The sequence below is a fragment of the Winogradskyella helgolandensis genome (assembly GCF_013404085.1).
Lineage (GTDB): Bacteria > Bacteroidota > Bacteroidia > Flavobacteriales > Flavobacteriaceae > Winogradskyella > Winogradskyella helgolandensis.
Map to the genome: position 1 here is coordinate 662,955 of NZ_JABFHO010000001.1, position 13,210 is coordinate 676,164.

Here is a 13,210-nt window from a genome sequence, read left to right on the forward strand (position 1 = left end):
ATATCTCTAAGAAAACTAGTTAATGAAAAACATTTATTGCTCATTGTTTGGTCACGATTACATAGTGTCCAAAAATGTTACTTATCATGTTAAAGAATATAAGTGTAAAAATTGTAAAACAGAAATGACCATCGATGGAGATGGAAAATTTATTCCACTAACACCAAAATTTAAGGAAATTAATAGTGTATTACATCGTGTACACAATAAGCGTTTAGAAAAAGGACAAAAGCTTTTTATGCTTGATCTGTAAGCGCATTCCAACCTTTAGCTATAATAGCTATCTTTTCATCTGCTCTTGTTACTAAGTGCATACCTCTGTCTTCTTCTGTCATATAACCAATCACAGTTAAATTTGGATTGCCTTTTATTTTAGGGAAATCTTCTTGAGAAATTGTCATTAACAATTCATAATCCTCACCTCCATTTAAAGCAATTGTAGTACTATCTAAATTAAATTCCTCACAAGTAGAAATCACCTGAGGATCTAATGGTATTTTCGTTTCATATAAGTCTACACCAACCTTACTTTGCTTACATAAATGTATAATTTCAGAAGAAATTCCGTCGCTAACATCAATCATACTCGTTGGTTTCACTTCTAAATCCTTCAGTAACTTCACAATATCTTTTCGAGCTTCAGGTTTTAATTGACGCTCAATAATATAGGTATACATGGATAAATCGGGTTGATTATTAGGATTCACTTTAAACACTTCTTTTTCGCGTTCTAGAACTTGCAAGCCCATAAAAGCTCCTCCAAGATCACCCGTTATAACCAACAAGTCATTTGGTTTTGCACCAGATCTTAAGACTTCATTTCCTTTTTCAACTTCACCAATTGCCGTCACAGAAATAATTAAACCAGAGGTTGAAGACGTCGTATCACCACCAACAACATCAACATTGTAGAATGTTGCAGCCATTGTAATTCCTGCATATAATTCTTCTAATGCCTCTAATGGGAAACGATTAGAAACAGCAATAGAAACCGTGACTTGTGTCGCCACAGCATTCATAGCGTAAATATCTGATAAATTCACTACTACAGCTTTATAACCTAAATGTTTTAGAGGTGCATAACTCAAATCAAAATGCACACCCTCTACTAGTAAGTCCGTAGAAACAACAACTTGTTTTTTACCAAAATCAAGGATTGCAGCATCGTCACCAATACTTTTCACAGTTGATTTTTGAGTTACTTTAAAATGATTTGTTAAGTGTTCAATCAATTTAAATTCTCCTAATTCACTCAATGGAGTACGCTTTGGGTTTTTATCTTCAATCATAATGCAAAAATATTGTGCTTTTTTTGATTAGGCTACATGAATAGAATTATTTATTAAGAATTTAACTCAAATAAAGAGACACATGATTGTCCAAAATACAAGTTTCCCTATCTAATTACTAAGATTATAACCTTAAGTCTCAGACCTTATTTTAATAGAAAAACATCGTTAAAATTCATGTTTTAAATTTTTTTTGTGCATTTCATCGAAAAATCAGGTATTTTAACTTGATTTAAATTTCATTTTTTAAATTGCTCTACCCTAAGTTTATAAAAATGAAACCTAACTCTACCAAAGCCCTACCTTGTGCCATATTTGGCCATAATTATCAAAGATCTAAGACCAATATTGATCACACTATTGAAATGACATGTTCGCATTGCGATACCGTTGTGATTACTGATCGTCATGGAAATTTTGAAACCATTACAGTTTCTAACACTCAAATCGCAGACACCTTGCAAGAATTATATCGTCTCACCAGACGTATACCCAAATCAAAAGTGGCTATATAATAACGCTTTCCCTTGGCCTTATCCTTCATAGCCAAACCCTATGAAATCATATCCTAATATAATGTTAGGTTCTATGGAAAAAAGAGACTTATATTGTATCTTCGCACTCTATTTAGAGCAAATCTATATAAGAATATGATAAAAGTTTCTGATCACGCAAAAAAGAAAGTCATAGAACTCATGACTGACGATGGCTTCGACCCATTTACAGATTACGTCCGAGTAGGTGTAAAAAGTGGAGGTTGCTCTGGCTTATCTTATGATTTAAAGTTTGATAAAACTCAAGCCGATGACGACAAAGTATTTGAAGACAACGATATTAAAATCATTGTAGACAAAAAAAGCTTTCTCTATCTCATTGGAACTACACTAGAATATTCTGGCGGATTAAACGGAACCGGTTTCGTTTTTAACAACCCAAATGCGAATCGTACTTGTGGTTGTGGTGAATCATTTTCGCTATAAAACTAAGAAGCCCATCCCAACCCTCCGAAAAGTGAGGGAGAATAAACAATCAATTACAAAGTGGATTAACCCAACTTTGAATTTAAAATTTTAAACTCAGAATTAAACGATGAGTAAATATACAGAAGACGATCTTAGAGAGGAATTAAAAACCAAAGAATATGAATATGGTTTTTTTACAGATATTGAATCTGAAACATTTCCTATTGGATTAAATGAAGATATCGTTCGTGCTATTTCAAAAAAGAAAGATGAGCCAGAATGGATGACCGAATGGAGATTGGACGCTTTTAAGGTTTGGAAAGAAATGACGGAACCAGAATGGGCTAATGTCCATTACAAAAAACCCGATTTTCAAGCTATAGCTTATTATTCTGCACCAGTTGCTGTAGACCCTAACAAAACATTAGATGATGTAGATCCTGATTTATTAGCGATGTACAAAAAGCTAGGCATTTCAGTAGATGAGCAGAAAAAAATGAATAATGTAGCAATGGATATCGTAGTTGATTCGGTTTCTGTGGCAACAACATTTAAGAAAACACTGTCTGAAAAAGGCATTATTTTCATGAGTATTTCTGAAGCCATAAAGGAGCACCCAGAATTAGTGAAAAAATATATTGGAACCATAGTACCAACTAAAGATAATTTTTATGCGGCATTAAATTCTGCTGTATTTAGTGATGGTTCTTTCTGTTATATTCCAAAAGGAGTTAAATGTCCAATGGAATTATCCACATATTTTAGAATCAACCAAGGAGGAACTGGGCAATTTGAAAGAACACTTCTTATTGCAGATGAAGGAAGTTACGTGAGTTACTTAGAAGGTTGTACAGCACCTAGTAGAGATGAAAATCAATTACATGCTGCAGTTGTAGAGCTAATTGCTATGGATGATGCTGAAATAAAATATTCTACCGTACAAAACTGGTATCCAGGAAATGCGGAAGGTAAAGGTGGTGTTTACAATTTTGTAACTAAAAGAGGGCTTTGTGAGAAAAATGCAAAAATCTCTTGGACACAAGTTGAAACGGGTTCTGCCGTAACATGGAAATATCCTTCTTGTATCTTAAAAGGTGATAATTCAGTTGGTGAATTTTATTCGATTGCTGTAACTAATAATTATCAGCAAGCAGATACTGGTACTAAAATGATTCACTTAGGCAAAAACACAAAATCAACGATTATATCTAAAGGTATTTCCGCTGGTAAATCACAAAATTCGTATCGTGGATTAGTTCAGATTGGATCTCGTGCAGATAACGCTCGTAACTTTTCACAATGTGATAGTTTATTAATGGGAAATGAATGTGGCGCACACACTTTCCCTTATATAGAAGCTAAAAATAAAAGTGCTACGATAGAGCACGAAGCAACCACAAGTAAAATTGGTGAAGACCAAATATTTTATTGTAACCAAAGAGGGATCGATACCGAAAAAGCCATTGCTTTAATAGTAAATGGTTTTAGTAAAGAAGTCCTTAATAAATTACCTATGGAATTTGCAGTGGAAGCTCAAAAATTATTGGAAATTAGTTTAGAAGGAAGTGTAGGATAAACAATTCCCGAAAACGCAGGAATCTCAAAAAAATAATAAAAATTCTATTATTTCAACAAGATGAAAAAAACATTACTCTTATTAACCATTGCTCTAGCATTTGTAGCTTGTAAAGACTTCAAAAAAGGATTTAACGAAGGTTATAACGATGCTTTAGAAGAAGCTGAAGCAACACAAAAAGAAGGCATAAAACTTTACACTTTAGACGGTGGAACTGTGCAGGTCAATATGTTAGAAATCTTCTCTCAAGACACAACGTACCAAGGCCAATCTAAAACTTTCGCTGATGCGTTTTATATTATTGAACACCCAAAAGGTCGACTGCTTTGGGATGCTGGTTTAGCTGAAGGTTTAGTAGGACAAGAACCCTTTACAACACCAAATGGAGCTTTTACAGTGTCTAGAAAAGATTCTGTGGTATCACAACTAAAATTATTGAATTTAACACCCAAAGATTTCGAATATATAGCCTTATCACACACACATTTTGACCATTCTGGTTCGGCATCTAAATTTGCTGATGCAACGTGGTTGGTTCAAACTTCGGAATATGATTTCATAACGAGTGAAGAACAAAAAAAAGGAGATAACTATCCAGCCATTGCCGCATTAACGAATGTGAAAAAACTAAATGGAGAATATGATGTTTTTGGTGATGGAACGGTCGTCATAAAATCTATGCCAGGCCATACTGCAGGACACCAAGTATTATTCTTGAGATTAGAAAATGCTGGCAACGTATTATTAGCCGGAGATTTATATCATTTTCAAGAAAATAGAGATACTAAAGGGGTCCCAAGTTTTAATTACGATGTAGATGCCACCTTAAAAAGCATGGACCTTTTTGAAGCGTTAGCAAAAGAAACTAATGCCGATGTTTATATTCAGCATAGCGCAGACGATTTTAACCGATTACCAAAATATCCAAAATATTTAGACTAATGATTAGAAACACATTCGCAATTATATTATGCCTTGCTCTATTTGTTTCGTGCAAAAACGAGGAAAAACAAGATGTAAATCTTGAAGAAAATCGTGCAAAGTCCTATGATCAGAACGACGGATTTATAACCGTAAAAGGTGATTTTGTATATTTCGCTGATGCTGCTGTTTTACAGACACCAAAAGAAATCTATGGTGTGGTTATCGATGAGAATATGCACTTATTAGCTGAACAAGCAAAAGCATTTAAAACAGAAGACACTGATATGGTTCCTGTAACCGTAAGAGTTAGAAAATTTGAAAAAGAAAAAGACGAAGAAGGCTGGCAATACCGCGTAGAAATTAAAGAAATTTTAAAGGTGGAAGCACCTGACCCGAATAAAGAAGACGTTATAAAATTAGCAAACTAAAACTATGTTAAAGATCAATAATTTACATGCAAGTGTAGAAGATAAAAGTATATTAAAAGGTATAAATCTTGAAGTAAAACCAGGAGAAGTACATGCTATAATGGGACCTAACGGTTCTGGTAAAAGTACACTTGCTTCTGTAATTGCTGGTAAAGAAGAATATGAAGTTACCGAAGGTAATATATTGCTAGACGATGAAGATATTGAAGAATTATCGGCAGAAGAACGTGCGCACAAAGGCGTATTTTTATCGTTTCAATATCCTGTAGAAATTCCAGGAGTAAGTGTCACTAACTTTATGAGAACAGCAATAAACGAAACTCGTAAAGCAAAAGGTTTAGAAGACATGCCTGCAAAGGACATGTTAAAAATGATTCGTGATAAATCAGAATTATTAGAAATTGATCGTAAATTTTTATCGCGTTCATTAAACGAAGGTTTTTCTGGTGGTGAGAAAAAACGAAATGAAATCTTTCAAATGGCGATGTTAGAACCAAAATTAGCCATCCTAGATGAAACGGATTCTGGGTTAGATATAGATGCCCTTCGTATTGTAGCTAATGGAGTTAACAAGTTAAAATCTAAAGACAACGCTGTAATCGTTATTACGCATTACCAACGTTTATTAGATTATATCGTTCCAGATTTTGTTCATGTTTTATACAATGGAAAAATTGTAAAATCAGGAGGCAAAGAATTAGCTCACGAATTAGAAGCTAAAGGCTACGATTGGATTAAGGAAGAGGTTAACGCGTAATTAGTAAGCAGTGGTTAGTATTTAGTAGGCAGTTGCTTACTCTACTCTGATTACTTTGAATTAAAATTAAATAAAAATTAATTATTAAATTTAGATGGTAGTTGCTCAAAGGAATATGATTTTATACTACCCATAAATTAATATAGAATAATCAATTTTACAGTTATAGTTTACAATTTTGTGGACTGAAAACTGAAGACTGATTACTGAAGACTTAAAACATGAGTTTAAAAGAAAAATTAGTATCGTCATTTATGGCATTAGAGGACACTGTAGATGTGAACTCGTCAATACATGATATTCGTACTGAAGCTATAAAGAATTTTGAAGCTGAAGGGTTTCCTACCAAGCGACAAGAAGATTGGAAATATACATCATTGAATTCGATTTTAAAACACGACTACAGTGTGTTTCCTAAGAATGAGAATGCCCTAGAATTTAAAGACATAAAAAAATATTTTATACATGAGATTGATTCGTATAAAATCATTTTTATAGACGGGAAGTATTCATCTCACTTATCGCAAACCACACATGATGGTTTAGATGTTTGCTTAATGTCTGCAGCGTTAACTAAACCAAAATACAAAGTAATAATTGATAATTATTTCAATAAAATTGCGACAAAAGATGGTTTATCTTCATTGAATACTGCATTTTCAATGGAAGGTGCTTACATCAATATTCCTAAAAACAAAGTGGTTGAGAAGCCCATTCAAATCATTCATTTTTCTACAGGAAATGAAGCTGCTGTAATGTTACAACCACGTAATTTAATTGTGGTTAATGAAAATTCTCATGTTCAGATTATAGAACGTCATCAGAGTTTAACAGACAATCCTGTATTAACCAATAGTGTTACTGAGATTTTCACTAATAAACGTGCGATAGTCGATTATTACAAAATTCAAAATGACAACGAAAATGCGTCGTTAATAGACAGTACCTTTATCAACCAAAAACAAGAAAGTTTAGCCAAAGTCCATACCTTTTCTTTTGGTGGTAAATTGATTAGAAATAACCTTAACTTTTATCAAAATGGAGAACGTATCGATTCTACAATGAAGGGTATTACAATCATTGGGAATAAACAACATGTAGATCATAATACATTAGTACATCATATAGAACCAAACTGTGAGAGTCACCAAGATTACAAAGGTATTTTTGATGATAATTCAACTGGTGTTTTTAATGGTAAGGTAGTCGTTGAAAAACTAGCTCAAAAAACCAATGCTTTTCAGGCTAATAATAATATTTTATTGAGCGACAAAGCCGCCATCAACACCAAACCACAATTAGAGATTTTCGCAGATGATGTGAAATGTTCTCATGGTTGTACTATTGGTCAATTAGATGAAAGTGCTATGTTTTACTTGAGATCTAGAGGGATTCCCGAAAAAGAAGCTAGAGCTTTATTAATGTTTGCTTTTAGTAATAATGTTATGAATTCTGTTAAAATTCCAGAAATTAAGAATAGAATCACTAAGATTATCGCCGAGAAATTGGGTGTTAATATTGGGTTTGATTTGTAAGATTTAACAAATATTATAATTTAAAAAAAGGATTGCTAATTAGTGATCCTTTTCTTTTTTAAACACAATATCCTTCACTGTACCATCAGAAGATAAAAGCATACCTGTAATTGTGTCATTTTTATCTTTTATAAAATGATACAATGTTCTATCATTATTTCCAAATTCGTTTAATTGAACAGGATGTAAGTTTACGTTTTCCTTTTCTGCATAAGTCAATTTAAGCATGGAGTCTTCTTCAAAAAAAAGATAAGCAACATCTAATTCTTCAGAATAAAAATTACCGACAAAATCTGAGACTTCAACGGATTCAACATCAATAAAGTTAGCGTGTTGAAAATAAAATGGTGTTCCACCAAATGAAATAATCATATCGTGAGATACTGAAGGTGTAAAATCGTATTTCACATTCTGACTTTGTGTTCTATGAAACTTATTTTTCTCATATTGTATAAGAGTGACCGAAGTTCCTCCCATTGAGCCAATTGATTTCAAGGTGCCATTTTTAACAATTACTTTCATAGTCATATCACTATTGATTTCTTTGTATTCGCCAATAAATTCTTCAAAATTTTGTTTTTTAAGAGAAATTTTGACATTGGTTTCTTCCTGGATTTTGTCCTTATCTAGTAGAATATCCAAAATTTGATAAGCTATTCTTGGGGCATCTATCCCTTGTGAATTTGTTAAAACTATTATGCCTATTTGCTTTTCTGGAACTGTTATTAATTGTGTACGTCCACCAAAACCATATCCGCTGTGATTTATAGTTTCATAACCTTTATAATTATCTAACATTAATCCACGTGCGTATTTCGCATTCTTACCTGAATTTAGAGTTTCAGTAGTTTTTAAAAATTCCGTTAGTGATTTAAATTCTGGCACCTGTCCATTAAGCATTTGCATCCAAATTTCCATATCATTTACTGAAGACCCCATGCTTCCTGCTCCATAACTTAACTGATTACTTATAGAAAACCTAAATCCGTCCTTATGTTTTTGATAACCAACAGCTTTGTTTTGAATCGGTTTTCCATGTTCAACTCTTACAAAAGTTGAATTCAATTTTAAGGGATTCAAAATTTCGAGTTTCAAATATTCGTTAAGGTTATGCCCTGAAATACGCTCAATAATTATGGCTAATAAATTATAATTGGTATTAGAGTAGCTCACTTTCTCGCCAACTAAATGGTTTAAATGTTTTTGTTTAATGGCCAAATCTAAAACCGTGGTGTTATCGTAATATTGAGTGTCATAATCAAAACCTGCCAAATACATTAGGGTGTGATAATTACGAATACCGCTCGTGTGGTTTAGTAAATGTTTTATCCTGATGGTTTCTTCGTACTTTGGAAATTCTGGCAAATACATTCTAATATCGTCATCTAAACTGATTTTACCATCATTTGCCAAAGCCCAAATAGCCGAAGCTGTAAATTGTTTTGCAATGGATGCTAAACTAAAAACGGTAGAATCAGAATTCTTAATGTTATAATCTAAACTAGAAAGCCCAAAGCCTTTAGAATATATAGATTGACCTTGATTAATCACCTTTACGCTCAATCCTGGCGCATCATTAGAAACATAAGCTGCTAACAATTCATCAATTTTTTGATTTGCATTTGTTTGTGCTTTTGAACTTAAAAAAACAAACACACCAATCAATAAGCACGCGTTTCTTAAATTGAACATTGCTTATATTTTTGATAGAAATAAGTTGGAATCAGTCCAAAATTAAGGAACAGAAAGCCAATAAAAACAATGATTCCTCTATATGGCCACGTTAAAAACTCGAACATAGCTCCAATTCCAAGAATAAAAAAAGTAATAAATCCGAGGATGTAAAATGATTTCTTCATAATAAATAATTTAAGAATATTTGTGAATCGATTTTTTATAGTTCGCATAAAAGTGAGCTGGAAGAATAAAAAGAACCGAAATTAAAATCGCTGCAAGTAACCAAGCATTAGCATAAGGCCATTGCATCATCTGAAAAACTAAACTCACTACTGATAAGACAATAACTAAAAATCCAAGAGAGAATTTCAGCCTATTAACTGTGATAATTTGTTTGGCCAGTTTCTGGTGATTAGTTTCTAATTGTAAATTCTGAAAACTCGCATAACCTCCAAATTTTTGTAAAGCCTGTTGATATAACATATTAAAATCATCAGAATCTTGGTTTTCAATATACGTACAGATATGATCCAACAAATCTTCTTTTAAATCTTTACTCTCAACACCATACAAGGATAAACTGTTATCTATAAACGTAATATGCTTTTCTGTTAACTCCATGATTATATCGGTTTTGGATTAAAAATTAAACTTAAGGTCTCAATAAAATCATTGATTTCCTCAGTAACAACCGCAACCATTTTCTTCCCTTCCTTCGTTACTTTATAATATTTCCGAACACGCTTTCCTATAAACACCTTTTCAGTTTCTAAAACCTTTTTCGCTTCAAGCTTATGTAAAATGGGATATAATGCACCTTCCGATATATCTATTTTCCCTGAAGTCATCTTTTTTACTTCTTGTGTAATCTCGTAACCATACATTCTACCCTTTTCATTAATAAGCGTTAAAATAATGGGTTGTAACGTTCCTTTTGTCAATTCTTTACTATACATATTACAAATATACATTTTATATAAATGTATCTAAATAAAATGCGTGTTATTTGCTTTAATGCCTATCTATTAGTTTTTCTTTAAGAACATTGCGTTGTATCTTTGTCTTTAGCAATTAAGACAATGTTAGACATACAAAACATAAGAAAAGATTTTCCAATACTTCAACGTGAGGTTAACGGGAAACCACTCATCTATTTTGATAATGCTGCAACTTCGCAAACACCTCAACAAGTCATTGATGTTATTGTAGATTATTACAGTAATTACAATGCGAATATTCATAGAGGAGTGCATAGTTTAAGCCAAGAAGCTACCGATGCTTATGAGCAAGCACGACTCAAAATTCAGAAGCACTTTAATGCCAAACACAGCCACGAAATTATTTTTACTGCTGGAACAACACATGGCATTAATTTAATTGCTAATGGGTTTTCTTCACTATTAAAAAAAGGAGATGAAATCATCGTTTCAGCTTTAGAGCATCACAGTAATATAGTGCCTTGGCAAATGCTATGTGAACGCACAGGAGCCATATTAAAAGTCATTCCCATGAATGAAAATGGCGAGTTGATTATGTCAGCATACGATGCGCTTTTGAATGAAAACACGAAGTTGGTTTTCGTAAATCATATTTCAAACGCTTTAGGAACTATAAACCCTATTGAATACATCATTAAAAAAGCACATGCCGTTGGTGCAGCCGTTTTAGTAGATGGCGCACAATCTTGTCCACATATAAAACCAGATGTTCAAGCTTTAGATGTTGACTTCTATGTCTGTTCAGCTCATAAAATGTGTGGTCCAACTGGTGTGGGAATGCTCTACGGAAAAGAAGCATGGCTTAACAAATTACCACCATACCAAGGAGGAGGTGAAATGATTGCTGAAGTGTCCTTTGAAAAAACGACGTATGCAGGTTTACCTCATAAATTTGAAGCTGGCACACCAAACATTTGTGGAGGTATTGCTTTTGGAGCTGCTTTAGACTACATGAATGCCATTGGTTTTGATGCCATTGCCACTTACGAAAATGAACTTTTAGATTACGGAACTTCAGAATTACAAAAAATTGAAGGTTTAAAAATTTACGGTACAGCAAAGGAAAAAACCTCTGTTATTTCGTTTAATGTTGGAACCATACATCCTTACGATATCGGAACTATTTTAGACAAAATGGGGATTGCAGTCCGTACAGGTCATCATTGTGCACAGCCCATTATGGATTTTTATAAAATTCCAGGAACAGTAAGAGCCTCTTTCATGTTTTATAATACCAAAGAAGAAATTGATGCTTTTATCACAGCTTTAAAGAAAGCAATAATGATGCTTTCTTAGACTTTGGCATTAAACGTGTATTTACTTATTTAAAAAACCTTAAATGATGAAATTTCTACTCAGTTTAGTCACGCTTTTAATAACTATAAGCTCCTGTAAATCTTCAACAGATGTCATTGAAAACAGTAAAAATATGCACGAAACACCTTCTGGAACTTATTACATAACCCAACTTGGAAATACTGATGTTTCTCTCAATGAAATCACAATTTCCTTTGATGAGACCTCCAATAATGTCACTGGATTTGCTAGCTGTAATAGTTTCTTTGGTAGTTATTCTACAGAAAACAATACAATTACATTTGGAGATATTGCCGCTTCAAAAAAGTGGTGTTCCAAAGACATCATGACTATAGAAAAGCAGTTTTTAAAATCTTTGAGTCTTGTTAATTCATTTTCAATTGATACTAATAGTATTTCATTTTCAGAAAACGATAACCTCCTAATCAAAGGAATAAGGACTATTGCAGCTTCTAAAAAAAGCACTACTACAGGTGATTCTTATAAAACTGCTGTCAAATATGAAGCCTCAACCAGAGGGTCGTTTGATTTTATTTTGATTTCAAAACATGGGATTTCAATTTCAAAAGATCAAAGCCTTCAGACTATTCAAAAACACAGCATTGATCTAGCACAATGGGAAGAACTCAAAAACTTAATTGAAAACACTGATTTAGAGACACTTAATCAATTAAAACCGCCTTCTCAAAAACACCAATACGATGGAGCGCTTCATGCTACTTTAGCCATTCAGATTGGTGATGTAGAATACATGACACCGACTTTTGATCATGGTAATCCACCAATGGAAATAGAAGCATTAGTTAATAAAGTGTTATCCATTAAAGAAAAAACCGTAAAACAGTAGCGATTTTGTAATTTTGTAAAAAAGAATGAGACTATGACTATTGAAGACGTACAAAATGAAATTATTGATGAGTTCGCTATGTTTGAGGATTGGGAAGAACGCTACCAATACATGATAGATTTAGGGAAGGACTTACCTTTAATAGATGAAAAATATAAAACCGAAGATAATATTATAAAAGGTTGCCAGAGTAAAGTTTGGGTTCATGCCAATATGGTAGATGATAAAATAAACTTTACAGCAGATAGCGATGCTATTATCACCAAAGGTATTATCGCCATATTGATTAGAGCATTTTCTAATCAGCACCCAACAGCTATACTTGAAGCTAACACCGACTTTATTGATAAAATTGGCTTAAAAGAGCATTTATCACCAACTAGAGCCAATGGACTAGTGAGTATGATAAAACAACTAAAATTGTATGCCATTGCATATCAAACACAATTGAATTAGGTTGTTTATCTTTGAGTGGTAGTTGGCCCGATTCAACTGCACAACAAACAACTTAATAACTAAACAGATTCCTATTTGAATGGGAACAGAAAATAAATTTTCAGATGAGCGACACAACCATAGATACAGCAGTATTAGGAGAGAAAATCCTTAGAGTTATAAAAACCATTTACGATCCAGAAATCCCTGTGGATATCTACGAATTAGGGTTAATTTACGATGTTTTAATTAACGAAGATTACGAAGTAAAAATCTTAATGACCTTAACAACACCTAATTGCCCTGTAGCAGAAACGTTACCATTAGAGGTTGAAGAAAAAATAAAATCAATTAATGAGGTAAAAGATGCCGAAGTAGAAATTACTTTCGATCCGCCTTGGTCTCAAGATTTAATGAGCGAAGAAGCCAAGTTAGAGCTTGGTATGCTTTAATTAAAACCAATAA

17 protein-coding genes are annotated in these 13,210 nt (G+C 32.9%); 12 read left to right on the plus strand and 5 right to left on the minus strand.

Annotated elements, in window-relative coordinates; genetic code table 11:
- Positions 1 to 22: 22 nt before the first annotated feature.
- Positions 23 to 253, plus strand: a complete 231-nt coding sequence (locus HM992_RS02630) for a hypothetical protein (RefSeq protein WP_178986550.1) — start codon at positions 23 to 25, stop codon at positions 251 to 253.
- Here the strand turns inward: HM992_RS02630 and thiL are convergent.
- Positions 237 to 1,289 carry a thiamine-phosphate kinase gene (gene thiL / locus HM992_RS02635; protein WP_179318619.1) on the minus strand — a complete coding sequence of 351 codons (1,053 nt, stop codon included), beginning with the start codon at positions 1,287 to 1,289 and terminating at the stop codon, positions 237 to 239. The two genes, HM992_RS02630 and thiL, sit on opposite strands and share 17 nt — an antisense overlap.
- Positions 1,290 to 1,564: 275 nt before the next feature.
- On the opposite strand from thiL, the gene HM992_RS02640 reads away from it, so the two are divergent.
- The 7 genes from HM992_RS02640 (at position 1,565) to sufD (ending at position 7,471) form a co-directional block, all read left to right on the plus strand.
- Positions 1,565 to 1,804, plus strand: coding sequence for a hypothetical protein (locus HM992_RS02640; protein ID WP_178986548.1), 240 nt, complete (start codon positions 1,565 to 1,567; stop codon positions 1,802 to 1,804).
- 135 nt (positions 1,805 to 1,939) lie between these two features.
- Positions 1,940 to 2,269, plus strand: coding sequence for a HesB/IscA family protein (locus HM992_RS02645; RefSeq protein ID WP_178986547.1), 330 nt, complete (start codon positions 1,940 to 1,942; stop codon positions 2,267 to 2,269).
- A gap of 109 nt (positions 2,270 to 2,378) precedes the next feature.
- Complete coding sequence (gene sufB, locus HM992_RS02650; RefSeq protein WP_179318620.1) at positions 2,379 to 3,827, plus strand: Fe-S cluster assembly protein SufB; 1,449 nt, start codon at positions 2,379 to 2,381, stop codon at positions 3,825 to 3,827.
- Positions 3,828 to 3,887: 60 nt separating this feature from the next.
- Positions 3,888 to 4,769 carry an N-acyl homoserine lactonase family protein gene (locus HM992_RS02655; protein ID WP_179318621.1) on the plus strand — a complete coding sequence of 294 codons (882 nt, stop codon included), beginning with the start codon at positions 3,888 to 3,890 and terminating at the stop codon, positions 4,767 to 4,769.
- Positions 4,769 to 5,179, plus strand: coding sequence for a hypothetical protein (locus tag HM992_RS02660; RefSeq protein WP_178986544.1), 411 nt, complete (start codon positions 4,769 to 4,771; stop codon positions 5,177 to 5,179). Before HM992_RS02655 ends, HM992_RS02660 begins: the two co-directional genes overlap by 1 nt.
- Before the next feature lie 4 nt (positions 5,180 to 5,183).
- A complete protein-coding gene (gene sufC, locus HM992_RS02665) occupies positions 5,184 to 5,936 on the plus strand; it encodes a Fe-S cluster assembly ATPase SufC (protein WP_178986543.1) in 753 nt (250 codons plus the stop codon).
- A 221-nt stretch (positions 5,937 to 6,157) separates the two neighbouring features.
- Positions 6,158 to 7,471 carry a Fe-S cluster assembly protein SufD gene (gene sufD / locus HM992_RS02670; protein ID WP_179318622.1) on the plus strand — a complete coding sequence of 438 codons (1,314 nt, stop codon included), beginning with the start codon at positions 6,158 to 6,160 and terminating at the stop codon, positions 7,469 to 7,471.
- A gap of 39 nt (positions 7,472 to 7,510) precedes the next feature.
- On the opposite strand, the gene HM992_RS02675 is transcribed toward sufD, so the two are convergent.
- The 4 genes from HM992_RS02675 to HM992_RS02690 are packed head-to-tail and all read right to left on the minus strand — an operon-like array spanning position 7,511 to position 10,104.
- A complete protein-coding gene (locus HM992_RS02675) occupies positions 7,511 to 9,163 on the minus strand; it encodes a serine hydrolase domain-containing protein (protein ID WP_179318623.1) in 1,653 nt (550 codons plus the stop codon).
- A complete protein-coding gene (locus HM992_RS02680; RefSeq protein ID WP_092466156.1) occupies positions 9,151 to 9,330 on the minus strand; it encodes a hypothetical protein in 180 nt (59 codons plus the stop codon). Before HM992_RS02680 ends, HM992_RS02675 begins: the two co-directional genes overlap by 13 nt.
- A 10-nt stretch (positions 9,331 to 9,340) precedes the next feature.
- Positions 9,341 to 9,769: a hypothetical protein gene (locus HM992_RS02685; RefSeq protein ID WP_179318624.1), complete on the minus strand. Its 429-nt coding sequence runs from the start codon at positions 9,767 to 9,769 to the stop codon at positions 9,341 to 9,343.
- Positions 9,770 to 9,771: 2 nt separating this feature from the next.
- Positions 9,772 to 10,104 (minus strand): PadR family transcriptional regulator, encoded by a 333-nt coding sequence (locus tag HM992_RS02690; protein ID WP_178986539.1) that lies wholly within the window; start codon positions 10,102 to 10,104, stop codon positions 9,772 to 9,774.
- Positions 10,105 to 10,227: 123 nt separating this feature from the next.
- Here HM992_RS02690 and HM992_RS02695 point away from each other — a divergent pair, with 123 nt between their 5' ends.
- The 4 genes from HM992_RS02695 (at position 10,228) to HM992_RS02710 (ending at position 13,197) form a co-directional block, all read left to right on the plus strand.
- Positions 10,228 to 11,442, plus strand: a complete 1,215-nt coding sequence (locus tag HM992_RS02695; RefSeq protein ID WP_179318625.1) for an aminotransferase class V-fold PLP-dependent enzyme — start codon at positions 10,228 to 10,230, stop codon at positions 11,440 to 11,442.
- Between the two features lie 43 nt (positions 11,443 to 11,485).
- Positions 11,486 to 12,310 (plus strand): META domain-containing protein, encoded by an 825-nt coding sequence (locus HM992_RS02700; RefSeq protein WP_179318626.1) that lies wholly within the window; start codon positions 11,486 to 11,488, stop codon positions 12,308 to 12,310.
- A gap of 33 nt (positions 12,311 to 12,343) precedes the next feature.
- On the plus strand, positions 12,344 to 12,766 hold the full coding sequence (locus HM992_RS02705) for a SufE family protein (RefSeq protein WP_178986536.1): 423 nt from the start codon (positions 12,344 to 12,346) through the stop codon (positions 12,764 to 12,766).
- Positions 12,767 to 12,870: 104 nt separating this feature from the next.
- Entirely contained in the window at positions 12,871 to 13,197 is a 327-nt protein-coding gene (locus HM992_RS02710; RefSeq protein WP_178986535.1) for an iron-sulfur cluster assembly protein, read from the plus strand.
- Positions 13,198 to 13,210 lie beyond the last annotated feature (13 nt).